This is a genomic window from Pelagibacterium flavum (assembly GCF_025854335.1).
Classification (GTDB): Bacteria; Pseudomonadota; Alphaproteobacteria; order Rhizobiales; family Devosiaceae; genus Pelagibacterium; species Pelagibacterium flavum.
In genome coordinates this window covers 1,214,150-1,235,698 of sequence record NZ_CP107716.1, presented here as the reverse complement: position 1 = coordinate 1,235,698, position 21,549 = coordinate 1,214,150, and the positions used below count along the sequence as shown (strand labels likewise).

Annotated in this window: 29 protein-coding genes; 18 read left to right on the top strand and 11 right to left on the bottom strand. The window is 60.7% G+C overall.

All coding sequences use genetic code 11. The features are described from left to right. Positions 1–15 precede the first annotated feature (15 nt). Both OF122_RS06130 and OF122_RS06125 read right to left on the bottom strand, forming a co-directional pair. Positions 16–770 (bottom strand): IS5 family transposase gene (locus OF122_RS06130; RefSeq protein ID WP_408636240.1). Its coding sequence is split into 2 segments (ribosomal slippage): positions 16–426 and positions 429–770, totalling 753 coding nucleotides; the frame shifts between segments, so codons are not numbered across the junction. 221 nt (positions 771–991) lie between these two features. Then, positions 992–1,294 carry a helix-turn-helix transcriptional regulator gene (locus OF122_RS06125; protein ID WP_264226922.1) on the bottom strand — a complete coding sequence of 101 codons (303 nt, stop codon included), beginning with the start codon at positions 1,292–1,294 and terminating at the stop codon, positions 992–994. Between the two features lie 589 nt (positions 1,295–1,883). Between OF122_RS06125 and OF122_RS06120 the strand changes: the two genes are divergently transcribed. The 4 genes from OF122_RS06120 (at position 1,884) to OF122_RS06105 (ending at position 4,486) form a co-directional block, all read left to right on the top strand. After that, positions 1,884–2,363: a hypothetical protein gene (locus OF122_RS06120; RefSeq protein WP_264226921.1), complete on the top strand. Its 480-nt coding sequence runs from the start codon at positions 1,884–1,886 to the stop codon at positions 2,361–2,363. Positions 2,364–2,998: 635 nt separating this feature from the next. Continuing rightward, positions 2,999–3,508, top strand: coding sequence for a pyridoxamine 5'-phosphate oxidase family protein (locus OF122_RS06115; RefSeq protein ID WP_264226920.1), 510 nt, complete (start codon positions 2,999–3,001; stop codon positions 3,506–3,508). Between the two features lie 195 nt (positions 3,509–3,703). Then, positions 3,704–4,168 carry an SH3 domain-containing protein gene (locus OF122_RS06110; protein WP_264226919.1) on the top strand — a complete coding sequence of 155 codons (465 nt, stop codon included), beginning with the start codon at positions 3,704–3,706 and terminating at the stop codon, positions 4,166–4,168. Positions 4,169–4,270: 102 nt separating this feature from the next. Continuing rightward, positions 4,271–4,486, top strand: a complete 216-nt coding sequence (locus OF122_RS06105) for a hypothetical protein (RefSeq protein WP_264226918.1) — start codon at positions 4,271–4,273, stop codon at positions 4,484–4,486. A 2-nt stretch (positions 4,487–4,488) separates the two neighbouring features. On the opposite strand, the gene OF122_RS06100 is transcribed toward OF122_RS06105, so the two are convergent. Continuing rightward, complete coding sequence (locus OF122_RS06100; protein WP_264226917.1) at positions 4,489–4,932, bottom strand: hypothetical protein; 444 nt, start codon at positions 4,930–4,932, stop codon at positions 4,489–4,491. A 153-nt stretch (positions 4,933–5,085) separates the two neighbouring features. On the opposite strand from OF122_RS06100, the gene OF122_RS06095 reads away from it, so the two are divergent. Continuing rightward, positions 5,086–5,295, top strand: a complete 210-nt coding sequence (locus OF122_RS06095) for a hypothetical protein (RefSeq protein ID WP_264226916.1) — start codon at positions 5,086–5,088, stop codon at positions 5,293–5,295. A 63-nt stretch (positions 5,296–5,358) separates the two neighbouring features. Here OF122_RS06095 and OF122_RS06090 read toward each other — a convergent pair whose 3' ends face one another. After that, on the bottom strand, positions 5,359–5,658 hold the full coding sequence (locus tag OF122_RS06090) for a hypothetical protein (RefSeq protein WP_264226915.1): 300 nt from the start codon (positions 5,656–5,658) through the stop codon (positions 5,359–5,361). Positions 5,659–5,854: 196 nt separating this feature from the next. Between OF122_RS06090 and OF122_RS06085 the strand changes: the two genes are divergently transcribed. The 5 genes from OF122_RS06085 to OF122_RS06065 are packed head-to-tail and all read left to right on the top strand — an operon-like array spanning position 5,855 to position 9,782. Beyond that, positions 5,855–6,613: an SDR family oxidoreductase gene (locus OF122_RS06085; RefSeq protein WP_264226914.1), complete on the top strand. Its 759-nt coding sequence runs from the start codon at positions 5,855–5,857 to the stop codon at positions 6,611–6,613. Next, positions 6,574–8,484, top strand: a complete 1,911-nt coding sequence (gene uvrC / locus OF122_RS06080) for an excinuclease ABC subunit UvrC (protein ID WP_264226913.1) — start codon at positions 6,574–6,576, stop codon at positions 8,482–8,484. Before OF122_RS06085 ends, uvrC begins: the two co-directional genes overlap by 40 nt. Before the next feature lie 20 nt (positions 8,485–8,504). Continuing rightward, the gene (gene pgsA, locus OF122_RS06075; protein ID WP_264226912.1) at positions 8,505–9,086 is read left to right on the top strand and encodes a CDP-diacylglycerol--glycerol-3-phosphate 3-phosphatidyltransferase; all 582 of its coding nucleotides are present in this window, start codon (positions 8,505–8,507) and stop codon (positions 9,084–9,086) included. Then, on the top strand, positions 9,083–9,334 hold the full coding sequence (gene moaD, locus OF122_RS06070) for a molybdopterin converting factor subunit 1 (protein ID WP_264226911.1): 252 nt from the start codon (positions 9,083–9,085) through the stop codon (positions 9,332–9,334). The genes pgsA and moaD overlap by 4 nt, the downstream gene beginning before the upstream one ends. A 1-nt stretch (position 9,335) precedes the next feature. Beyond that, positions 9,336–9,782: a molybdenum cofactor biosynthesis protein MoaE gene (locus OF122_RS06065; RefSeq protein ID WP_264226910.1), complete on the top strand. Its 447-nt coding sequence runs from the start codon at positions 9,336–9,338 to the stop codon at positions 9,780–9,782. Between the two features lie 54 nt (positions 9,783–9,836). On the opposite strand, the gene OF122_RS06060 is transcribed toward OF122_RS06065, so the two are convergent. Beyond that, the gene (locus OF122_RS06060; protein WP_264226909.1) at positions 9,837–10,727 is read right to left on the bottom strand and encodes a branched-chain amino acid aminotransferase; all 891 of its coding nucleotides are present in this window, start codon (positions 10,725–10,727) and stop codon (positions 9,837–9,839) included. A gap of 207 nt (positions 10,728–10,934) precedes the next feature. On the opposite strand from OF122_RS06060, the gene OF122_RS06055 reads away from it, so the two are divergent. Together OF122_RS06055 and OF122_RS06050 are read left to right on the top strand one after the other, a co-directional pair. After that, positions 10,935–11,390, top strand: a complete 456-nt coding sequence (locus OF122_RS06055; RefSeq protein ID WP_264227622.1) for a MarR family winged helix-turn-helix transcriptional regulator — start codon at positions 10,935–10,937, stop codon at positions 11,388–11,390. 11 nt (positions 11,391–11,401) lie between these two features. After that, on the top strand, positions 11,402–12,235 hold the full coding sequence (locus OF122_RS06050; protein WP_264226908.1) for an undecaprenyl-diphosphate phosphatase: 834 nt from the start codon (positions 11,402–11,404) through the stop codon (positions 12,233–12,235). Here the strand turns inward: OF122_RS06050 and OF122_RS06045 are convergent. From OF122_RS06045 to OF122_RS06020, 6 genes are all read right to left on the bottom strand, one after another. After that, a complete protein-coding gene (locus tag OF122_RS06045) occupies positions 12,191–13,315 on the bottom strand; it encodes an AI-2E family transporter (protein WP_264227621.1) in 1,125 nt (374 codons plus the stop codon). The two genes, OF122_RS06050 and OF122_RS06045, sit on opposite strands and share 45 nt — an antisense overlap. Before the next feature lie 141 nt (positions 13,316–13,456). Then, positions 13,457–13,798, bottom strand: a complete 342-nt coding sequence (locus OF122_RS06040; RefSeq protein WP_264226907.1) for a tRNA-binding protein — start codon at positions 13,796–13,798, stop codon at positions 13,457–13,459. Further along, a complete protein-coding gene (gene proC / locus OF122_RS06035; protein ID WP_264226906.1) occupies positions 13,795–14,610 on the bottom strand; it encodes a pyrroline-5-carboxylate reductase in 816 nt (271 codons plus the stop codon). Before proC ends, OF122_RS06040 begins: the two co-directional genes overlap by 4 nt. Beyond that, positions 14,607–15,107 carry a type III secretion system chaperone family protein gene (locus OF122_RS06030; RefSeq protein WP_014131329.1) on the bottom strand — a complete coding sequence of 167 codons (501 nt, stop codon included), beginning with the start codon at positions 15,105–15,107 and terminating at the stop codon, positions 14,607–14,609. The genes proC and OF122_RS06030 overlap by 4 nt, the downstream gene beginning before the upstream one ends. 268 nt (positions 15,108–15,375) lie before the next feature. After that, positions 15,376–16,110: a metallophosphoesterase family protein gene (locus tag OF122_RS06025; RefSeq protein ID WP_264226905.1), complete on the bottom strand. Its 735-nt coding sequence runs from the start codon at positions 16,108–16,110 to the stop codon at positions 15,376–15,378. A gap of 8 nt (positions 16,111–16,118) precedes the next feature. Then, positions 16,119–16,370, bottom strand: coding sequence for an accessory factor UbiK family protein (locus OF122_RS06020; RefSeq protein ID WP_014131331.1), 252 nt, complete (start codon positions 16,368–16,370; stop codon positions 16,119–16,121). A 137-nt stretch (positions 16,371–16,507) separates the two neighbouring features. On the opposite strand from OF122_RS06020, the gene lgt reads away from it, so the two are divergent. The 6 genes from lgt (at position 16,508) to OF122_RS05990 (ending at position 21,534) form a co-directional block, all read left to right on the top strand. Next, a complete protein-coding gene (gene lgt, locus OF122_RS06015) occupies positions 16,508–17,305 on the top strand; it encodes a prolipoprotein diacylglyceryl transferase (RefSeq protein ID WP_264227620.1) in 798 nt (265 codons plus the stop codon). Next, entirely contained in the window at positions 17,298–18,380 is a 1,083-nt protein-coding gene (locus OF122_RS06010) for a class I SAM-dependent methyltransferase (RefSeq protein WP_264226904.1), read from the top strand. Before lgt ends, OF122_RS06010 begins: the two co-directional genes overlap by 8 nt. 17 nt (positions 18,381–18,397) lie before the next feature. Beyond that, positions 18,398–19,168: a peptidoglycan editing factor PgeF gene (gene pgeF / locus OF122_RS06005; protein WP_264226903.1), complete on the top strand. Its 771-nt coding sequence runs from the start codon at positions 18,398–18,400 to the stop codon at positions 19,166–19,168. Positions 19,169–19,318: 150 nt separating this feature from the next. Next, positions 19,319–20,251: a ribose-phosphate pyrophosphokinase gene (locus OF122_RS06000; RefSeq protein ID WP_264226902.1), complete on the top strand. Its 933-nt coding sequence runs from the start codon at positions 19,319–19,321 to the stop codon at positions 20,249–20,251. 256 nt (positions 20,252–20,507) lie between these two features. Then, positions 20,508–20,771, top strand: a complete 264-nt coding sequence (locus OF122_RS05995; protein WP_264226901.1) for a hypothetical protein — start codon at positions 20,508–20,510, stop codon at positions 20,769–20,771. Positions 20,772–20,895: 124 nt separating this feature from the next. Beyond that, on the top strand, positions 20,896–21,534 hold the full coding sequence (locus OF122_RS05990) for a 50S ribosomal protein L25/general stress protein Ctc (RefSeq protein WP_264226900.1): 639 nt from the start codon (positions 20,896–20,898) through the stop codon (positions 21,532–21,534). Positions 21,535–21,549: the final 15 nt, after the last annotated feature.

The following is a 21,549-nucleotide window of genomic DNA, read 5'->3' as shown; positions in this document are numbered from 1 at the left end:
AGGGTCGAGACTCGTTCATAGCCAGTATGCGACTGCCGCTGCGAGCATGACGGCAGATAGATAGTTTCGGGCAAGCTTGTCGTATCGGGTGGCAACGCGGCGGAAATCCTTGAGCCGGCAGAACATGGCCTCGACACGCCAGCGGTCTTTGTAGCGTTTCTCGTCGTATTTGATTTTGCGCTTCCGGTTCTTGCGGCCAGGGATGACCGGGATTGTCTTCTGGTTGCGCAGAGTGGAACGAAGGCGGTTGGCATCATAGCCGCGGTCAGCAATAACTCTCTTCATGCCCATCGTGTGGGCGATGAGCAGATCGGCCCCCTTCATGTCCGAGGCATTGCCGGGCGTCAGGATGAGGCGGATCGGTCTGCCGATAACGTCGACGAGCGCATGGATCTTGGTGGTCCGGCCACCACGCGAGATGCCAATGGCATTGGTTCGCGCCCCCCTTTTCCCCCGCCTGCACAGCGATGGGCTTTGATATAGCTGCTGTCGATCTGGGCGGTTTCCGCAATCCAGCCTTGTTCGGTCAGAGCCGCGAGAATGCGTGCCCATACGCCGCGGCGACTCCAGCGGTTCCAGCGATTGTAGACTGTTGTCGAGGGGCCATACTCGGCAGGGCAATCAGCCCAGCGTCCGCCGCACTTGAGCATATGAACGATCCCCGAAATTACCCGCCGGTCATCCACTCGACGTGCTCCAGGCTGGTTCTTGGGGAGATGTGGCTCAATGGCCGCCCAAGCTGCATCACTCAACCAAAATAGTCTGCTCATCGATACCTCCGAACTCATCTAAAGCCAGAGAATCTGATTTGCAGCGTCTATTCAACAAACTGATTGGGTATGGACCCTAGGTTTGTACTTCACCACATACTTAGGCTGGTTTTTCTCAAGGCTTTCAAGAAATCCAACTTCGGTGAAAAGTAACTCAGCAAGCCGCCGGCGGGTTCGCACCTTGTACAGGGCGCTATCGACAATCCGATGGCCAGGCCTCATCAGGCAGCATCCGCCTTAGACTTGTTTTCGATGAATTTTAGGATGTCTATCACCTTAGAAGCAATAGTTGTTCGCACCTTTTCACCACTCTTGGCAGCGTCTATTTGCTCTGAGAAAAACATTAGCGATGACACTGGAATGCCAAACTCGGATGAATACCTTTGGAGCACCTCCAAGCTAGGCGCCTTCGATCCATTTTCGAGTTCAGAAATATAAGACTTAGATACTCCGATCTTTTCGGCAACCTCAAACTGTTTGAGATCGTGAAAAACTCGAATAAGCCGTAATGCTTCCTGCAGCATGTTCTCTTTCCTTTCATAGAATTTGGGTTGGCGGTTTATCCCCCAGTGCAGAAGCACTCAAAGATAAAGCGAATAAGCCGATAGAGCGCGTATGCTGCCCTGATAATCGTCGTCAGGACCTTGGGGTTGCGCATCCGTTGCCAGATGCACCATCGCGTCCACCGCCGCCGTTGCTGTTGGTCTTCAGAAACACTCATGGTGTTCTCCTTCTGTTTGCCTAGAGGGGAAGTCCTCTAGGGTCGTCTCAAACAGAGGTCGGAAACAGCAACTTCACCTTCATTCTAGCCGCGATCAGTCGTTGATCGCGGCTGCTTCGCCCGTGTCGGTCCCCGTCCCACCGGGGCCTCTTGGGGGAAGTGATAGAGGGTCACCCCTCCACGGTCGGGATAATAGAGCCCGACCTTCAGATAACGACGTTCTTCCGTTAGACGGAGAATACATATAGCGAGCAAAATTTGTTTTTTCAAGATTAAAGTTCGCTCTTAGCGATTTTAATTCCTGGTCCTTTATCCCCGCCGCCCGCACCTCCCCTATCCTCTCCTGTCACCCTCCGCCCCGCCGGAGCCAGACCTGACACGGAGACCAGCCCATGCCCCGCCGCAAGACATCCACACCCGCCCCCGAAGCCTTTGCCGCGTTGATGGCGCGGCTGACGGCGGTTCAGGGCGCCATGGCCGCGCAGGGCAGGTCGCGCCCCACCCTTGAAGCGCCTGACGAGACCGCCCGTCTGGTCCGGGCCCTGTTGACCGATCTGCGGCGCTTTGCGACCGGCCTCGGCCACAAGCGCGCCGTCCCTTCCCTGCCGAACGGGACGGTCAGGTTTTCAACCATTCTGCTGGTTCTGGGCGAAGCCGCTGCCCGCTTTGAAACCCTCGGGCTCGAACACGACTTCCCCCAGTCCGATCCCCGCAGCCTCAAGGGCCGGCTCGATGCCGCCAACGGCGATATGGCCGCCATGCTCGTCGCCACCGTGGCCAATATGAGCCGGCGGCGCGCCGGGCGATCGCCCACCGAACCGCCGCAGCAACCGGCCGCCTGGACAAAGCCATGGATCACGTCGGCCCGGTGATAAAACTTATCCCCGCGCATCCCGCCCGCATTAGGCTCCTCGTCATGGGCTTGCATCGGGCGCGGATGCATACGAGCTTTCGGCAAGCCTGGTCCGGGTTCCTCGCGGGTCGCTGCGGGGAAGGCCCAAACGTCACAAGCGCCGGACGGCGTGAACCGGCCGCCTGATCTCTTTTGAGGCTGGCGCGATTTTGCTAACGCCGTCGTACTCCCGAAAGGGAGAGGGGATTGACCCTAGCCTTCTGAAGGGCGACTAAGCCAAAAACCCCGGTCATGAACGGCGAAGCTGGCTTCGCTTACTATCACAATCGGAAGAAGCTTGCTTCGCCGTTCATCGCCCACACCATCCCCCGAGGCCCATGGCCGTCGGCCGCTGCCGCGCGTGCTGAAGACGACCCCCGCCTCTCCCTCCCCCAACCGTCATCCTCGGGCTTGACCCGGGGATCCGCGGGGCGGGGGAGCCGCTGAAGGAGTTATCGAGGATGGCATTGCGGGTTTCACTGCTTCCGTCAGCGTGGCGGCGTTGCAGATCCTCGGGTCAAGCCCGAGGATGACGCGCGGGAGCAAGAGGACACCGTCAGGCAACTTTCAAGCACTCTCCATCGTTCTCCCCCGAACACGAAAAGGAGTTTGCTCATGTCCCACCACACCGAACAGGCCGATCAGCTTTCCCCCGCCGAGACCGAAGACAAGATCTGGAAGCTCGCCGACGACATAAAGATCTGCATGCTCACCACCTGGAGCGGGTCCGAGCAGCATTCCCGCCCGCTCACCGCGCATGTGGATCGTGACGCGCACGCGCTCTATTTCCTCGTCGACGAGGCTGGCCACAAGAACGAGGAGATCGAGAAATACCCCGAAGTGTCCTGCGCCTTCGTGGACAAGGGCTCCAACAATTACGTGGTGATCGCGGGCGAAGCGAAAATCACCAATGACCGCGCCAGGATCGCCGAAATCTTCTCCAGTTTCGCAAAGGCCTGGTGGGACGACGAAAACGACCCCGCCATCCGGCTCCTCACGGTCTCCCCCTCGCGCGGCGAGCTCTGGGACGGCCCCGGCAGCGCCGTCGCCAAGGCCAAACTGGCTCTTGCCGCTGCCACCGGCGGCGATATCGACATGGGCGAAACCGGGAAAACCAGTATGTAATGGACGAGTCGCCCAAGCGAGCTACGCTCGCGGGCTGGGGCCAACATTTTGGCCGCCCCGTCGGAGCGGTGCGCGCCGTGAGACATATGAAACTCAAGCTAAACACCCCATTCAGCAACGGTTCAGCCAGACTGCGCTTTAGTGTCATCAAGGCAGACGAGAACTCTGCCAGCAACACACGATGGGAGAAGCGTCATGGCTCTCGGAAAAACAGCAATAAAGGGCGGCATCGCCGCTCTTATGGTCGCGATGATGACCGCAGGCGCGTTTGCCTGGGAAGCCTACGCGACAAGCCCGCTCAACGTGCGCTCGGGTCCGGGCACGCAGTTCAACGTGGTCACCACCCTCCAGCGCCACCAGGTCGTCGACGTGCAATACTGCCGCTCGGGCTGGTGCTTTCTCGATACGGGCCGCTATGGCCGCACCGGCTGGGCAAGCCAGAACTATCTGCGCGAAGTCGGAAACTGGCAGCCGCCGCGGCCAAACCCGCCCTCCTGGCAGCCCCCGCGCCCGCATCCGCCCAGCTGGAACCCCTACCCGCCGCGCCCGCCGCATTGGGGCTATCCGCGGCCCCCGCACTGGAACCCGGGCCCTCCCCCGCGTCCCCACAGCCAGGTGTGCTTTAACGGCCCCAACGGCTACTTCTGCATCGGCAACTGACCGAACAGACAAGGCCGGAGCGTTCTGCTCCGGCCTTGTTGATTTTTCCCCGCTCAAATCCGATATGCTAGGCTTCTAGTCGTCGTATCGCGGACCTATCCGATGAAATCCTACGTCAAGCTCGCTTCCGGTCTCATGCTGTCCGGTATCGGTGCCGTCGCCCTTGAACGGGCCATCGCCGGCGGAATGGCCAGCGGCAATATCCACCTCCCCGCCGGAACCGGCGGTCTGGTATCCGTCCTGGCGCTGACGCCCCTGGCCCTCATCGCCGCCGGCGTTCTGGTCTATATCGGAGGCGCGGTGCTGGGGTTGAAGTAAACCTAAGTGGTCCGCAGCCGTTCGGCATCCAATCCGCGCGCGGCCAGCCGCGATCTAAGGCTGCGGCGCATGAAAACGGTAACGCCGTAGAGCGCCGCCCCGCCCACTGCCAGCGCCAGAACGAACGCCCGCATCCCGCCCGCTTCGATGCCGAACCCCAGCGCCACGAAAAACACCGCCATCCCGCCAATGGTCGCCAGATAAAACCGCCTGTCGCTCTCGGCCCGCACCTCGCGCCCCGCGCTCAGCACAGCCTCCCGCCGCTCGATGTCACTCATCGCCGAAAGTGGCTCGGGCAGCCCCTCGCGCTCGAGACTGGCCAGATACGCCTCGGCCCGCTCGCTGATCCGCGTTTCGACCCGCTGCGCATTCCACTTCGCCAGCATCAGGTTGCCGATAATGGTAATCGCCGCCAGTCCCAGCGCCGCATAGAGCACGATAGCCAAACCGCTTGCCTCCGCATTGGTGTTGCAGTCTCAACATGGCCATTGCACAAGGTTCCCGCAAGTTCTCCTCGTCAGATCATCTTATGCTAGGCTTGTTCACTCTGGGGTCAGGAACGATCCCGTATCATGGTAGGTCATCCTAGGAGCCAGTCCATGAAACTATCCCGCTGGGGCATCGCCTTCATTCAGCTCGGAGCCTTGCTCCTCGCCATCGGCCTTTTGCCTCTGGGCGTCATGGCAACGCTGTTCCCCGGCGCATCCGCCCTCGTTCCGGTCCTGCTCAGCCTCTCGGTCGCCCCGCTCGGCGGCCTGTGCCTGCTCGCCGGTCTGGTGATGTGGGGGATCGGCACACTGAGGCGATAGCGAAGCGCAAGACAAAGGCCCGGACGATGCCGCCCGGGCCGGAGAGACAGGGCGCGCCCGGCTCTATTTGGCTGTTGCTTTCTTCACAGCAGCAGCGACGGCGGTCAGTATGCCTCCGCCAACAAGGCCGGTAACCCCCTGGCTGACAAGCGCACCGGCGTCCATGCCGGTGCCCGCGCCGCCCAGAAGTCCAGCCAGGCCGGGCACGAGGCCGGCCAGCCACGTACCGCCCACACCGCCGATAGCTCCGGCGATGGTGTTGCCCGTCGTGCCAAGGCTGAGATTCTTGGCCGCCGCGCCCAGACCGTTGCCACCAACGGCACCGGCCACGAGTTGGATAACGATAGAAATGATTGCTTCCATAGTGTCCCCACTTGCAAACGAGGTGCTAAAATGCACCTCCCCACACCGCCCAGCCTACGCTCTTTCCCGATTCGGGGTAAGCTGCGGGAAAACCGGAGCAAGAACCATTGCGTTGCCACTCCGTTCTGCCTATCTCGGATCAGCACGATCCTGCTGATCGGCACGACAATTCGCACTCGAAACGGAAATCGACTTTATGCCGCAAGCAGCGCTGATAACCGGAGCCGCCGACAGGATCGGGGCAGCCATCGCGGCCCGCCTGGCGGCTGAAGGCTATGCGGTCGTCATCCATTATCGCTCTTCCGGCGCGAAGGCCGAGGACCTCGCCGATGCAATTGGCGCCGATGGCGGACTGGCCGGCGTGCTGCAGGGAGATCTGGCCAGGCGCGAAGACCGCATGGGCCTGATCGCCAAGGCGGCCGAGTTGTTCGGTCCTTTGACGGTGCTGGTCAACAACGCGTCGGTGTTCGAACCCGACAGTGCAGATACCGTCTATGAGGATCTATGGGATCTGCACATGGCCGTCCATGCCGAAGCGCCCGTCTTCCTAGCCCGCGATTTCGCAGCCCAACTCCCCGCGGGTGAAAAGGGCAATATCGTCAACATCATCGACGAGCGCGTGCTGTCGCTCTCTCCGGACTATTTCTCTTACACCCTCTCAAAATCGGTACTCTGGACCGCCACCCGCACCCTCGCCCAATCACTCGCCCCCCGCATCCGCGTCAACGCCATCGGCCCCGGCCCCACATTGGCCAATTCCCGCCAGTCGGAGAGCGAGTTTGAAGCGTCCCGCCAGCGCCTGCCTCTCCAGACCGGCGCCGATCCCGAGGAGATTGCCGAGGGAGTGGTTTCTATCCTCAGCCTGCCATCGATGACCGGCCAGATGATCGCGCTCGACGGCGGCGAACATCTCGAATGGAGCGCGCGCAACGCGCCGACCCCTCGCCAGCAATGACAGACGAAACCCTCACCGGCCCCGACATCATCAAGCGCTTCGTCAAAACCCTGCCCACAGGCGCAGGCGTTTACCGCATGATCGATGAGAAGGGCGACGTCATCTATGTGGGCAAGGCGCGCAATCTCAAATCACGCGTCACCAACTACACGAGCTATGAGGGCAATTCGGTCCGCATCAACCGCATGATCGCCGCGACCCGGTCGATGGAGTTCGTGCGCACCGAGACCGAAGCGGCAGCGCTCCTGCTCGAAGCCAACATGATAAAGCGCCTGCGCCCGCGCTTTAACGTGCTGCTGCGCGATGACAAGACGTTTCCCTATATCCTGATCGCCACCGAGCACGAGGCGCCCGAACTCACCAAGCACCGCGGCTCCCGCCGCCGCAAGGGCGACTATTTCGGGCCCTTCGCCTCTGCGGTCGCTGTCAGCCGCACCATCACCGCGCTGCAAAAGGCGTTCCTGTTGCGCAATTGCTCGGACAGCTTTTATGCTGGGCGCACCCGCCCCTGCCTCCAGCACCAGATCAAGCGTTGCGCCGCCCCCTGCACCGGTGTCATTTCAATCCCGGACTACAACGAACTTGTCGCCGAAGCTCGCGCCTTTCTCTCTGGCAAGACCAAGGCCGTGCAGGATCATTTGCAAAAAGAGATGAACGCGGCGGCCGAGGCGCTCGATTTCGAGCGTGCCGCTATGCTGCGCGACCGCCTTGGCGCCCTGGCCCTCATTCAGGGCTCCACCGGGACCGGCGCCCAATCGATCCCCGAGGCCGACGTCTTCGCCATCCACAACGAGGCGGGCAATTTCTGTGTGCAGGTGTTCTTTTACCGCGCGCACCAGAACTGGGGCAATTACGCCTTCTATCCGCGCGCCGACGATGACAGCACGAACGCCGAAGTGCTCGAAGCCTTCATCGCGCAGTTTTATGAGAACCGCACTCCGCCAAGGCTCGTCCTGCTCTCGGAAGATCTCGTCGAACCCGAACTGTTGCGCGAGGCGCTGTCCACCCGCGCCGACCGTGCCGTCCGGATCGAAACACCGCGCCGTGGCGAGAAGCGCACTCTGGTCGAAAACGCCCTGACCAACGCCCGCGAAGCGCTGGGCCGCCACCTTTCGGATTCGGCCAGTCAGCGCAAGCTGCTCGAAGCCATGGCCGATACTTTCGGTCTCGACGAAACCCCGCGCCGCATCGAGGTTTACGACAACTCCCACATCCAGGGCACCAACGCAGTGGGCGGAATGGTCGTAGCAGGTATGGAAGGGCTGTCGAAAAAGCACTACCGCACCTTCAACATAAAATCGAAAGACCTCACGCCCGGGGACGATTTCGGCATGATGCGCGAGGTGCTTACGCGCCGGTTCACCCGGCTGGCCAATGAAAGCGAGCCCGAAGCAGAAGACGACGCCACCGGCATGCCCGACTGGCCCGACGTGCTCCTGATCGATGGCGGCGCCGGCCAGACCAATGCCGTCAAGGCCGTGCTGGCCGAAATGAATCTGCCGCGCGACGTTACCGTTATTGGCATCGCCAAGGGCGAGGAACGCAATGCCGGCCGCGAAACCTTCTATATGGAGGGCAAGGAGCCCTTCATGCTGCCGGCTCGCGATCCGGTTCTCTACTATGTCCAGCGTCTGCGCGATGAGGCGCATCGTTTCGCCATCGGCACCCATCGCGCCCGACGCAAAAAGGAAATGGTCAAGAACCCGCTCGACGAGATCGGCGGCATCGGCCCCACCCGCAAACGGGCATTGCTCCAGCATTTCGGCTCCGCCAAAGCGGTTTCCCGAGCCTCGGTTGCCGATATCGCCGCCCTGCCTGGCATCTCGACCGCCATGGCGCAATTGATCTACGATCACTTCAACCAGAGATGACCAAGGCCTGAGGATACCAAATGAGCGACACCAAATTCGACATGGCCCGATTGCCGAACCTCTTGACCTACGGTCGCATCGTCGCAATCCCGGTTATCATGCTGTTTCTGCTGGCCGATAACGGTCCGCTGCGCTGGCTCGCCTTGCTGCTCTATATCGCGGCCGCGGTCACCGACTTCTTCGATGGCTATTTCGCGCGCAAATACGGATCGGTCTCCCCAATCGGTCGCATGCTCGACCCCATCGCCGACAAACTGCTCGTTGGCGCCCTGCTGCTGGTCTTCTGCTTTGACGGCAGTTTCGGCGTCTGGGATCTCATCCCGGCCACGATCATTCTGCTGCGCGAAATCTTCGTTTCCGGCCTGCGCGAATTCATGGGCACCGAAAAAATTACGGTGCCAGTCTCCAAACTCGCCAAATACAAAACGACGGTTCAACTCGTTGCGTTGGGTATCATTGTCGCCGAGCCACTTATCCCCGGCATGCGCGAATTGAGCGATATTCTGCTCTGGCTCGCGGCAATCCTTACAGCCATCACCGGTTGGCAGTATTGGTCCGGCGTTTCGGCACACATGGCGCACAGCGAGGACGATCCGATATGAAGATTCTCTATTTCGCCTGGCTGCGCGAGCGGCTTGGCCGAGATAGCGATGAAGTGGTCCCACCCAATTCCGTCGCCACCATAGCCGATCTCATAGAGTGGCTGGCAAGCCGCGACGAAGGCTTTGCCTTGGCAACCGCAAACCGCAAGCTTATCCGGGCCGCCATCGACGACGAACTCGTCGAACACGAAACGCCGCTCCAGGACGCGAAAACCGTCGCGCTCTTCCCACCGATGACAGGCGGATGAGATGAGCGTCACCCTCCAGTCCGAGCCCTTCGATCCTGGCGCACTCTTCAATGCCTTCCTTGGGGCAAATAAGAGCGCCGGAGCTGCTGTCACCTTTACGGGACTGGTGCGCTCCACGCCTGACGATCCTATCGTGTCGATGACGCTCGAACACTACCCTGAACTCGCGCAACGCCAGCTCGAAGCCCTGCGCGCAGAAGCGATCGAACGCTTCGCACTCCTTGATGCCCAAATCATTCACCGCTTCGGCAAGCTCCATCCCGGCGAACCCATCGTGCAGGTGATGGCTCTCGCCCCTCACCGGCAGGCGGCCTTTGACGGTGCCAATTTCATCATGGATACCCTCAAGACCACGGCGCCCTTCTGGAAAAAGGAAGAGGGGCCGGCTGGAACGCGATGGGTAGAGGCAAAGGACAGCGACGACAAAGCCACCGCGCGCTGGTCATGAAAAAAGCCGGAGATTTCTCCCCGGCTCTCAAATCTCTGCGATAGTGCAGCTTTTTTATTCCGCAGCCGCCTGCTTGGGCTGCACTTCGCTCATATAGGCCTCCACCAGCGTCCGGCATGCATCGGCAGGCGTGAACTTGTATTCGCCCACTTCTGAAACCGGGGTCACTTCGGCGGCGGTCCCCGTCAGGAAGCACTCGTCGAATTCTGCCAGTTCTTCCGGCTTGATGTGGCGCTCGGTCACGGTATAGCCATTGGCCTTGGCCAGCCCGATCAGCGTGCGGCGCGTGATGCCATCGAGGAAACAGTCCGGCAGCGGGGTGGTGATTTCCTTGCCTTTGACGAAGAATACGTTCGCCCCGGTCGCTTCGGCCACATAGCCGCGATAGTCGAGCATCAGCGCGTCGGCATAGCCCTTGTCCATCGCTGCGTGTTTAGACAGCGTGCAGATCATGTAAAGACCCGCAGCCTTTGCCTTGCACGGAATCGTCTCCGGAGAGGGCCGTTTCCAGTCGGCCCAGCAAAGACGGATACCCTTGAGTCGTTCTTCGGTGGAAAAATAGCTCGGCCACACCCAGGCGGCGATTGCCAGATGCACCTTGTTGTCGCGGGCCGGAACCGAAAGCGTTTCCGATCCGCGCCAGGCGACGGGGCGCATATAGGCATCGACAAGGTCGTTCTTGGCCAGCACCTGACGGCAGGCCTCGTCGATCTCCTCGGCCGAATATGGAATTGTGAAATCGAGCGTCTTGCCCGAAAAGATCAGCCGCTCGGTATGCTCGCGCAGCTTGAACACCTCTCCGCCGTAAGCGCGCTGCCCCTCAAAGACGCTGCTGGCATAGTGCAGACCGTGAGTCAGCACATGGAGCTTGGCATCCTTCCAGGGCACCATCTCTCCATTGTACCAGATCCAACCGTCTCGCTGATCCATTGGCACGGTGGCCATTTTAATCTCCCGATTATGCGTTTGTTTCCTTTGGGCCATTCGGCCACGATCTGTGCCCTATAATGCAGTATTCTCTCACCACTTGGCAAACCAAAGCGGCTCTGTGATAAGTCACTAGACGGCAAAGATATTGGTAGGACGATGCCAGCGCATTCGATAAATGTCAATAAGGCTGACATAAATTCAGCCATCTACGATTTTCCCGAGATGCCGATCGATATCATGGGACTGTTCTTCTTTGCCTATCGGGACTTCGTTCGCGATGCCGATGCGCTCCTTGAGATGCAGGGATTTGGCCGCGCGCATCACCGCGTTATCTACTTTGTAAACCTGCGTCCGGGCATGACGGTGGCCGATCTGCTCGATATCCTGCGCATCACCAAGCAAAGCCTGGCGCGCGTCCTGCGCCAGCTGATTGACAGCGGATACGTCGCCCAACGGCACGGCGAGACCGACCGCCGCCAGCGCCTGCTGTTTCCCACCGAGAAGGGCCGCGACTTTTTCGAGGTTTTGAGCGCCACCCAGGCCCGCCGTATCGAGGCGGCCTTTGCAGCGCTGCCCGAGGACACGCGAGAATGCGTTCGCCACTTCTTTGCTGAAATGACCGAGCGGGGCGACCAGCAATTGCTGCGCACCCTGCGCCTTATCGAACCGATGTCATAGGACGCCATCAATTGGATATCGTCAGCACGGTCTTTCTTGCCCTGATTCAGGGCATTACCGAATTTTTGCCCATCAGTTCCTCGGCCCATCTTATTCTGGGTCGCTGGCTGCTCGGCCTTCTGGGCATCGCCTCTTCGACCATGACTCCCGCCGAGGAACTGGCACTCGATATAGCGCTCCACGTCGGCTCACTCGGTGCCGTAATCGTCTATTTCCGGCGTGACGTCGGCATGCTGTTCATGGGGCTCATCGATGGTCTTACCGGCAGAATGGGCCCGCGCTTTCGCACCCTTCTTGTCGTGATAGCCGCCTCACTCCCCATCGTGCTCGTCGCCTTCCTCGCCAAGGATCTGGTGACAGATGCGGGCCGCAACATAACGATCATCGCCTGGACCACCATCATCTTCGGCGTACTGCTCTGGTTGGCCGATCGTCGCCCCGAACAAAGCGGCACGCTCGAGACCCTTTCGCTGCGTGACGCCATGATTGTGGGATTGGCTCAGTGCATCGCCATAATTCCCGGCGTCTCGCGCTCTGGCATCTGCATGACGGCCGGACGTTTCGTGGGCATGGATCGGCCTCTTTCGGCGCGCCTCGCCATGCTTCTTTCGATCTCCACGATCCTGGGGGCCGGCTTGCTTGCTGGTTACGATCTCTATGAGGCCGGCAATGCCCAGGTGACCTCGGACGCGCTGTTTGGTGGCGTCCTTGCCTTTTTTGCTGCACTGGCCAGCATCGCATTGTTGATGAACTGGCTGCAGCGCCAGTCTTACACGCCCTTCGTGATCTATCGGCTGGTGCTAGGCCTGCTCCTTCTGGGGCTCATCTATGCGGGCATCGCGTAAGTCCTCGACCTCGGGGGGCACTGCAAGACCCGCGCCGCCTTCATCATCGGACTGGTCGAGATCGTGGACCCATTCGCGCCACATCGAGACGAACAGCGCCATCAGGACGGGGCCGATGAACAGCCCCACAAACCCCATCGTCTTGACCCCGCCGATCAATCCAAAAAACGTCGGCAGGAACGGCAGCTTGATCGGCCCGCCGACCAGCTTGGGCCGCAGCGTCTTGTCGACGATGAACAGCTCCACCGAACCCCACACAAACAGCGCGATACCAGGAATGATCGACCCGCTGGCCACCAGATAAATCGAAACCATCGTGAACGAAAGCGGCGCCCCGCCCGGGATCATGGCCGCCACGCCGGTGATGACCCCAAGCAGCACAGGAGACGGTGCTCCGGCAAGCGCATAGGCAATGCCCAGAACAATGCCCTCGCCAATGGCGATGATGGTCATGCCGGTCACTGTCGAGCTGATCGTAGCCGGCACCACCCGCGACAGTCTTTGCCAGCGGGTTGGCAGGATGCGCTCGCCAAAACGGTCGAGTTGCCCCGCCAGATTGGCCCCGTCGCGATAAACGAACAGCAGAGCGATCAGCATGAACAAAAGGTTCAGTGCCAGGTCGAGAAAACTTCCACCCGCCGCCAGGATCGTCTGGTAGATATTATAGACATTGGCGCCCCCGATATAGGCGACATACTGGCCCAGCGCGCCTGGCCGCCCCACATAGAGATCCCACTGCTCGGTCGCCCATTCTCCCACCATGGGCAGCGTCGCAAACCAGGTCGGCGCAGCCGCGCCATTGGCATTTGTGGCCAGAACCCAACCGATCAGCTGCCGCGCCTCATTGGTGGCATAGGTCAACGCCATCAGAATGGGGATCAGGATAAACAGCACGATCACGGCGATCATCAGGCTCGCCGCCAGCGTGCGGTTGCCACCCACCGTACCCAGCACGCGCCGATACACCGGCCAACTCGCAAAGCCGATAATCAATGCTGCAAGAACGGGAACGAGAAAGCCGTGAAAGAAATAAACACACGCCAGCAAGATCAGGATGATCAGCCAGCGGGCCACCGCCATGGGCGGCACGAGCGCCGAGCGCTTCGATCCAAGCAGACGGGGTTCGCGTTCGGGGATAAGGTCCGGTTTGGTCACGTGCTACTTCCGGTCTGAGGAGCAACACCTATATGGTAAAGCTGCGCGCCAAGACAAGCGAACCCTTCACATCAGCTTGCGGCCATTGGGGACTGGCTTGTCGATAGCGGCAAGGACAATCGCGCCGTCATCATCCTCAAATCCAAGCGTGAGCACTTCCGATTTCAGTGGCCCGATCTGACGCGGAGGGAAATTGACCACCGCCATCACCTGCCGCCCCACCAATTCCTCGGGCGTGTAGTGAACAGTAATCTGGGCCGAGGATTTCTTGATCCCCAATTCCGGGCCGAAATCGATAAGCAGAATGATCGCAGGCTTGCGCGCCTCGGGAAAAGGCCGCGTCTCGACCACCGTCCCGGTGCGGATGTCAACCTTGAGAAAATCGTCAAAAGTGATGGTGTCGCTCATTGCCCCAATTCTTCACTTCGCTTGCGGGCTGCGCTGATTGCCCGTTTCATCAGCGCACCAAGCCCGTCAGGCGCCATCAGCACATCGAGCGCAGCCTGCGTCGTGCCATTGGGCGAAGTCACGTTCTTGCGCAATTGCGCAGCTTCGCTGTCATCCGCTTCCATTAGGGCCGCCGCACCAACCACCGTCTGGCGCGCCAGGACCATGGCCTGCTCAGGGCTCAATCCTTCCGCTTCACCAGCCGCTGCCATTGCTTCGACGAGATGGAATACATAGGCTGGCCCCGAACCGGAAACCGCAGTAACTGCGTCGATCAGACTTTCCTTTTCGACCCAGACCACACCACCTGCTGCAGCCAGCAACGCTTCGGTCAATTCTCGGTCTTCTGCCGTGACCGCGTCTCCGGCATAAGCTCCCGAGATACCCTTGCCGATCTGCGCTGGTGTATTGGGCATCGTGCGTACGACGCGGTCGGTACCAAGACCGGCGACAATCTTGTCCGACGAAATCCCAGCAGCGATCGAGACCACAAGCGTCTTGGCACCGATCAATTGTTTGGTCATGCCCAGTACGCCATCCATGATCTGCGGCTTGACCGCGAGAACCACGACACGCGGCGTTTCGCTGGGCAGGTCGGTTCGCACAACAGCGCCGTGCTGGCTGGCAAACGCAGAAACGCTTTCATGAGGCTGTGGATCGACGAGCGTGAGGGCTGGACCGGGCAGTCCGCCCCGCACCCAGCCCGACGCCATGGCCATACCCATCTTGCCGGCCCCGATCAGCACCACGGAGCCGGCGTCCGAAAGACTCATGCCTGCCCCACGGTTTCAAACATCACTTCTGCCAGAGCATCGGCGGCCGATTTGCCTGCCCAAACAACGAACTGGAACGCCTGGTAGTAAAGATCGCAACTCTCGGTTGCCGAGCGCAGCAGCGCCTCGCACTGTTGCGGCGAGACTTCCGCGCCGCCCGAAAGCAGGTGCGAGTTGCGGAACAGAACCACGCCTTCCTTGCTCCAGATATCGAAATGACCGATCCAGAGCTGCTCGTTGATGAGTGAGATCAATTGCTTGATTTCGCCGCGGCGCGCCTCGGGCACCTTCAAATCGAACGCGCAGGCCAGGTGGAGCGATTCCATCTCCTCCATCCAGTTGAACGACACATGATAGTCGCTCCAGCCGCCTTTGACCGAAATGGAGATTTCGTCAGCGTCCTGGCGCTCGAACGACCAGTCGCTAATTGCGGCGATGTGCTCGATAATATCAACCGGGTGAATGGTCCGATCCAGTTCCAATTCGAGGAGTGACATGGCTGGCTCCGCACGCTTATGCGTTGGTTCGAAGATGCAGCGGCCGACAGGATGCCGGACGCCTTACGCGGCACAACCGAACCGGCTTGGCCGGGGACAGGATGTACGAATCGTCATTGATCTCGACTGTACACCGCACTCCCGGCACGGACCCAGAAACGCGAGCCCAAAACCGAAATTCTCTTGTGGATGATCGGAGCGATATGGTTAACGGGTTCTTAACAAACCCTTCAAACCACAGGGTTTTACACCACTGTCACAAACCGCATCAGCGTGTGCGGCCTTCGGCGAGATCGCGGGCCCAGGTTTCATTACCCCAGGCTCGCGCCATGGCTGACGCCGCCATGTTGTCATAAGCCACCTGCCGCAGGTTGACGTGCCATTTCCCCGCCGACATCTCGACAATGGCATAAGCAGCCGCTGGCGAAAGCCGCGCCGCGGATTCAGGATCGTTCATATTGAACGACGGCCGCCCCACGCTGCCGGGATTAAACACGATCCGCCCGTCGGACAGCGTAACCACACGCGCGATGTGGGTATGGCCACAACAATAGAGCGGGTAGTCGGCATGGGGTAGCTCGGCCTCGATTTCTTCGACCGTGGACCGGCGAAAGCCCTGCTTTTTGACCTTGCGGTCCAGCCAGTAGGTCTCATCCGAACGCGGTGTCCCATGGCTCATAAAGATTGCATCGGCATAAACGGCCGTCTCGGGGAGCTGCCTGAGCCAATCCATCGGCTCGCCCTCGATAGCGTCGATGATCTTCAGATCTTCGGCGTCGAGCAGGTCGGCGTCACCCTCTGCCAGATAGCGATCGGTGTTGCCCCGGATCGCCACCATATCGAGTCCGGCCATCACCGAAGCAGTCTTGTTGGGCCACAGCGGTCCGGCGAAATGATCGCCGAGATTGAGGATCTTTTCCACATCATGCCGGGCAATATCGGCAAGCACCGCTTCGAGGGCCAGCACATTGGCATGGACATCCGAAATGACCGCGACCCGCATCATCGCGCTCAGGTGGTCTTCTTGCGACGCTTGAATGCTTCGAGTTCGCGGCGCAGGGCTTCGATTTCCTCGCCCTGGATGCTCACCAATTCGCGCAGCGCGTCATAATCTTCACGCTTTACGAGGTTGAGATCATTGACGACCCGCTCCATCTGCCCCCTGATCGCAGTCTCCGCCTCACGGCGCGCGCCATCGGCAACCGATGCGGCATCGTTCATCAGCCGTCCCAGATCGTCGAAAAACTTTTGTCCTTGCGACATCGCTCACTTCCTCTTGTTTGGCCGTCCGGCCCACTGCCAACTATGTAGGGGCTCCAGGCCCGCTTGACCAGAGCCAGTCCGGGCGGCATGGTCCCGCAAAATTGCAATCAGCTTCGAGGCCCAACGTGCCCTTCCCCATGATCGATCCGGTCGCCTTTGCCATCGGCCCCATCGTCATCCGCTGGTACGCCCTGGCCTATCTGGCGGGCATATTTCTCGGGGTAGGTTACGGCATGCTGCTCCTCAAGCGCAAATCGCTCTGGGTCAACGGCACACCGCCAATGACCCCGGACGAGCTCTTCGATTTCACCTTCTGGATCGTCATCGGCATCATCATCGGTGGCCGGTTGGGCTATGTCGTGTTTTACGATCCACTGGTCTTTGCAGCAAATCCGGGCCAGATCATCGCCCTTTGGGACGGCGGCATGAGTTTCCACGGCGGGATGCTGGGCCTGATGGTTGCCATAATCGTGTATCTTAGCCGCAAGAAGGCCAACATCCTGTCCGGCCTGGACCTGCTCGCCTGCTGCGCCACCATCGGTCTGTTTCTCGGGCGCGTCGCCAATTTTATCAACGCCGAACTCTACGGCTCGGTCACCACAATGCCATGGGGCGTGATCTTTCCCGGCGCCGGCGATCTCCCGCGCCACCCCAGCCAGCTCTATGAGGGCTTGCTTGAAGGTGTCCTTCTGTTCCTCGTCATCCGCTATTTCACGCACGTCAAACTGGTGCTGCGCCGCCCCGGCATCGCCGCCGGGATCTTCGGCATTGGCTATGCGCTTTCACGCATTTTCGTCGAATTCTTCCGCCTGCCCGACAGCCACATCGGCTATCTCGCCTTCGGCTGGCTGACCATGGGCATGGTTCTCTCGCTGCCCATCCTTGTTGCCGGCATCGCCCTGATCGTTTGGGCCCGGACGCGTCGTCATGCCTAAGCCGGGCCTTTCTCTTGGTGATCTGATCGACATGCAGATTCGCCAGCAGGGGCCGATGTCGCTGGCGACCTATATGGGCCTGTGCCTGACCCACCCCACGCGCGGCTACTACCGCAAAGCCGACCCACTCGGCGCCGGTGGCGATTTCATCACCGCTCCGGAAATCAGCCAGACGTTCGGTGAAATGATCGGCGCCTGGATCGCCGATCTCTTCCTGCAGATGGGCCTGCCGGACAAGTTCACCCTCCTTGAACTGGGCCCCGGCCGCGGCACCCTGCTCTCCGATGCCCTGCGTGTCGCCACCCGCGCGACTGGCCTTGCCCGGGCGCTCGACCTCAAGCTCTATGAGACCAACCCTGTTCTCGCCGCCATGCAGCGCGAAAAGCTGGCGGCCTATTCGCCCGACTGGATCGAGGACGTCGAAGCCCTCGGCAGTTCTCCGCTCGTCATAATTGCCAACGAATTTTTCGACGCCCTGCCGGTTCGGCAATTCGTCCGGCGGGAAGGCAAATGGTACGAACGCAGCGTCGGGCTTGCTGATGGCCAGCGCGTTCTCGGCCTTTCGCCGACGCCTTATGAGGAAGCACTGATCGGCGAGGCATTCGCCTCGGCCAGAGATGGCGAAGTCGCCGAAATCGGCTTGGCTGCCCAACAGTTCATGGGCCAGCTGTGCCGTCTCCTCGCCCCCCGAGGCGGGGCGTTGCTCGCCATCGATTATGGCTATGAACACACTCAGCCCGGCGAAACGCTACAGGCACTGTCCCGTCACGCCCCGGTCGATCCCTTGGCTCAACCCGGTGCCGCAGACCTCACGACACATGTGGATTTCGAAGCGCTGGGCCGCGCTGGACGCATGGCTGGGTTGACGGTCCACCCCATTGTGACCCAGGGGCGTTTTCTTACATCATTGGGACTGGCCGAACGCCATTCGGCGCTCGCCGCAGCAAACCCGGAAAAGGCCGCTTCTCTCGCATCGGCCTTCGACCGGCTCACAGGGGCCGATCAGATGGGTGAGTTGTTCAAGGTCCTGTGCGCAGCAAGCCCAGGGCTGCGTCCGGCGGGATTTCCCGCATAAAGAAAGCCAACCTCACAATGCATCCTCCAGTCGAAAAGAGCCCCGCAATCACCGCCGCCGCCGCTATCCGCCACGGGTTTTTCGGGCGACGCGGCGGGGTATCGGAGGGCGAATTCGCCTCCCTCAACGCCTCGCGTTCGGTTGGTGACGACGCGGCAAATGTGGTCGATAACGTCCACCGCGCTGTCATGGCCCTCAAGGGCGGCCCCATCGAAGTCGCACTCGCGACGCAGGTTCACGGCACGCATGTACATATCGTCGACAAGGCCTTCGATCTTCAGCACCGCCCCGAAGCGGACGCCATGGTCACCAACAGATCCGGCATCGCGCTGGGCATTCTGACCGCCGATTGCGCACCCATTCTACTTGCAGATCCCAAGGCGGGGATAATCGGCGCGGCCCATGCGGGCTGGAAGGGTGCCGTCGGCGGCATTCTGGCCGATACCGTCGCCGCCATGGAACAACTGGGCGCTTCCCGTGCCAACATCATCGCGGCCATCGGCCCGGCCATCTCGGTTGAAAATTACGAGATCGGCGAGGAGATGGCCAAAGAGATTCGCACCCGATTTCCCGACGCAGCCGATTTCATCATCACCGACGGCTGGCCCAAGCCTCATTTCGACGTGCCCGGCCTTGTGCTGGCGCAGGCAAAATCGCTGGGCATCGGCACGGTCGAATCGGTCGGAGGCTGCACTTACGCCAATCCCGATCTCTATTTCTCCCATCGTCATTCAACCCACAACAACACCCGTGCCGGTCGCCAGATCGCGCTCATCGCCAGGGGATAATCGCCTGTGCAGACGGGCAACACCGTTAACCGCGCTTCACCTTCATTCAAAAGTCATATTGAGTTTGCGCCGTCCGGGGTCTAAACGTCCGCCCCACAAGCTCGGGGCATTGGCGGCCTCTGGCGATCAGGGCACACATAGAGGCTGACCATGAAGCTGGTGACGGGCAACTCAAACCTCACCGTGGCCAAGGCCGTTTCCGACTATCTCGAAATTCCGCTGACCGACGCGTCGGTCAAGAAGTTCGCCGACAAGGAAATTTTCGTGGAGATCCACGAGAACGTGCGCGGCGAGGATGTGTTCATCCTCCAGTCCACGTCCTTTCCGGCCAATGACAACCTCATGGAACTGCTGATCCTGATCGACGCCATGCGCCGGTCGTCCGCCCGCCGCATCACGGCCGTCCTGCCCTATTACGGCTATGCGCGTCAGGATCGCAAATCGGCTCCGCGCACGCCGATCTCGGCCAAACTCGTGGCCAATCTCATAACCCATGCCGGTGCGAACCGCATTCTGACCCTGGATCTGCATGCACCGCAAATCCAGGGTTTTTTCGATATCCCAACCGATAATCTTTATGCCGCCCCGGTCCTCACCCGCGATATCGCCGAAAATTACGACACATCAAAGGTGATGATCGTTTCCCCGGACGTCGGCGGCGTTCTGCGGGCCCGCAACGTGGCCAACCGCATCGGCGCGCAACTGGCCATCGTCGATAAACGCCGCCCCCGCGCCGGCGTGTCCGAAGTGATGAACATCATCGGCGACGTCGAAGACCAGTCCTGCATCCTGATCGACGATATCGTCGATTCCGGCGGCACGCTGGTCAACGCGGCCGAGGCCCTGCTCAATGCCGGGGCCAGGGAAGTCTCGGCCTATATCACCCATGGCGTCCTCTCGGGCGACGCGCCGGCCCGCATCGCCAAGTCGCGGCTCAAGGAACTGGTTACCACCGATTCCATCGAGATGACCGAGGCTGTCGCCAAGGTCGACAAGATCCGCCACATCTCCATCGCCACACTGATCGGCGAAGCCATAGCGCGCACCGCGTCCGAGCAGTCGGTTTCGAGCCTTTTCGACTGATCGCCGCTCCTGGCGAAGGTTAATAAGCGCTTAACGCTCATACCCGGACTCGCCCCGGCTGTCGCCCGGTCGGCGAATCTCTCACGCTGCCATTGCTCAAATGGAAGCGAGGGAGTTTTGACCGATGGCGACGACTCAGCCACAAGCGCTACCAGCGCGCGGAACTTTGGACTGGCTCCGGCATTTTCCCTTTTTGCGGAAGATCCGGTGGGGCGAGCCAGCCATGACCGCGTACGCTGCGTATGTGGAAGTATCAGTGAAAAAGACCCCTCCCCGCCACCCTCTGGTGGCCCCGCGCTCAAGCGCCGAGACAGAGCTGCTGGCCCTCCTCGATGAAATTCCGGGATGGCCCGACGCCATGCTCGTGCACATGCACAAGCGGTTCGGGACCAGCCGCCTTTTCCGCGTCCATCACGATCCTGATGGGCCGCTGACTGAACGCGCCCTGACCCTGCGCGCCGCTGCGTTCGAGGAAATGAGCCGGCGCGGGCTCGAGGCTCTGGCTGAAGACGAAGACTAGCGCCAACCAGCCTCTTGCCCAATTTTTCCGCCTCCTGTATAGACCCGCTCCATGAAGCGCTCGTCACCCCTGGAGGACGGGCGCGCGTTTCTTTTTCTGGTTGAGAAACGCACCCAACCAATGGATGATTTCCATGAGCGTCGAGCTGAAGGCTTCGGTGCGGGACCGGGTGGGCAAGGGGGCCGCTCGTGAACTGCGTCGTCAAGGTCTGGTTCCTGCCGTTATTTACGGCGATAAGAAAGCCCCTCTTTCCATCGCGATTTCCTACAAGGACACGTTCCGCAAGATTCATGACGGCGGATTCCTTTCGCACGTCATCGAGATCGATGTGGACGGCGACAAGCACCGCGTGATCCCCAAGGATTACCAGCTTGAGCCCGTGCGCGACTTCCTCGTGCATGTGGACTTCCTGCGCGTGGGCAAGAATTCGACCCTCACGGTCGAAGTTCCGGTCCATTTCGAGAACCAGGAAAAGTCCCCCGGCCTCAAGAAGGGCGGCGTGCTCAACGTCGTGCGTCACACCGTGGAAGTGACCGTCCCGGCCGATTCGATCCCCGAATATCTCGTGGTCGACCTGTCCAAGTCCGAAGTCGGCGACTCGCTGCACATCTCGGCCGTGGATCTGCCCAAGGGCGTTGTCCCGACCATTACCGATCGCGACTTCACCATCGCCACCATCGCGGCACCGTCTGCCCTGCGCTCGTCTGAAGGCGCTGAAGACGCGGGCGCCGATGAAGGCGAAGAAGAAAAAGACGAAGAGTAAGTCTTTCGGGCCGGC

Coding starts and splice junctions, on each gene's coding strand:
- OF122_RS06125 (WP_264226922.1), bottom strand. CDS start 1,294: ATGCTGCAGGAAGCATTACGGCTTATTCGAGTTTTTCACGATCTCAAA.
- OF122_RS06120 (WP_264226921.1), top strand. CDS start 1,884: ATGCCCCGCCGCAAGACATCCACACCCGCCCCCGAAGCCTTTGCCGCG.
- OF122_RS06115 (WP_264226920.1), top strand. CDS start 2,999: ATGTCCCACCACACCGAACAGGCCGATCAGCTTTCCCCCGCCGAGACC.
- OF122_RS06110 (WP_264226919.1), top strand. CDS start 3,704: ATGGCTCTCGGAAAAACAGCAATAAAGGGCGGCATCGCCGCTCTTATG.
- OF122_RS06105 (WP_264226918.1), top strand. CDS start 4,271: ATGAAATCCTACGTCAAGCTCGCTTCCGGTCTCATGCTGTCCGGTATC.
- OF122_RS06095 (WP_264226916.1), top strand. CDS start 5,086: ATGAAACTATCCCGCTGGGGCATCGCCTTCATTCAGCTCGGAGCCTTG.
- OF122_RS06090 (WP_264226915.1), bottom strand. CDS start 5,658: ATGGAAGCAATCATTTCTATCGTTATCCAACTCGTGGCCGGTGCCGTT.
- OF122_RS06085 (WP_264226914.1), top strand. CDS start 5,855: ATGCCGCAAGCAGCGCTGATAACCGGAGCCGCCGACAGGATCGGGGCA.
- uvrC (WP_264226913.1), top strand. CDS start 6,574: ATGGAGCGCGCGCAACGCGCCGACCCCTCGCCAGCAATGACAGACGAA.
- pgsA (WP_264226912.1), top strand. CDS start 8,505: ATGAGCGACACCAAATTCGACATGGCCCGATTGCCGAACCTCTTGACC.
- moaD (WP_264226911.1), top strand. CDS start 9,083: ATGAAGATTCTCTATTTCGCCTGGCTGCGCGAGCGGCTTGGCCGAGAT.
- OF122_RS06065 (WP_264226910.1), top strand. CDS start 9,336: ATGAGCGTCACCCTCCAGTCCGAGCCCTTCGATCCTGGCGCACTCTTC.
- OF122_RS06060 (WP_264226909.1), bottom strand. CDS start 10,727: ATGGCCACCGTGCCAATGGATCAGCGAGACGGTTGGATCTGGTACAAT.
- OF122_RS06055 (WP_264227622.1), top strand. CDS start 10,935: ATGCCGATCGATATCATGGGACTGTTCTTCTTTGCCTATCGGGACTTC.
- OF122_RS06045 (WP_264227621.1), bottom strand. CDS start 13,315: ATGGCGGTGGCCCGCTGGCTGATCATCCTGATCTTGCTGGCGTGTGTT.
- OF122_RS06040 (WP_264226907.1), bottom strand. CDS start 13,798: ATGAGCGACACCATCACTTTTGACGATTTTCTCAAGGTTGACATCCGC.
- proC (WP_264226906.1), bottom strand. CDS start 14,610: ATGAGTCTTTCGGACGCCGGCTCCGTGGTGCTGATCGGGGCCGGCAAG.
- OF122_RS06030 (WP_014131329.1), bottom strand. CDS start 15,107: ATGTCACTCCTCGAATTGGAACTGGATCGGACCATTCACCCGGTTGAT.
- OF122_RS06025 (WP_264226905.1), bottom strand. CDS start 16,110: ATGCGGGTCGCGGTCATTTCGGATGTCCATGCCAATGTGCTGGCCCTC.
- OF122_RS06020 (WP_014131331.1), bottom strand. CDS start 16,370: ATGTCGCAAGGACAAAAGTTTTTCGACGATCTGGGACGGCTGATGAAC.
- lgt (WP_264227620.1), top strand. CDS start 16,508: ATGATCGATCCGGTCGCCTTTGCCATCGGCCCCATCGTCATCCGCTGG.
- OF122_RS06010 (WP_264226904.1), top strand. CDS start 17,298: ATGCCTAAGCCGGGCCTTTCTCTTGGTGATCTGATCGACATGCAGATT.
- pgeF (WP_264226903.1), top strand. CDS start 18,398: ATGCATCCTCCAGTCGAAAAGAGCCCCGCAATCACCGCCGCCGCCGCT.
- OF122_RS06000 (WP_264226902.1), top strand. CDS start 19,319: ATGAAGCTGGTGACGGGCAACTCAAACCTCACCGTGGCCAAGGCCGTT.
- OF122_RS05990 (WP_264226900.1), top strand. CDS start 20,896: ATGATTTCCATGAGCGTCGAGCTGAAGGCTTCGGTGCGGGACCGGGTG.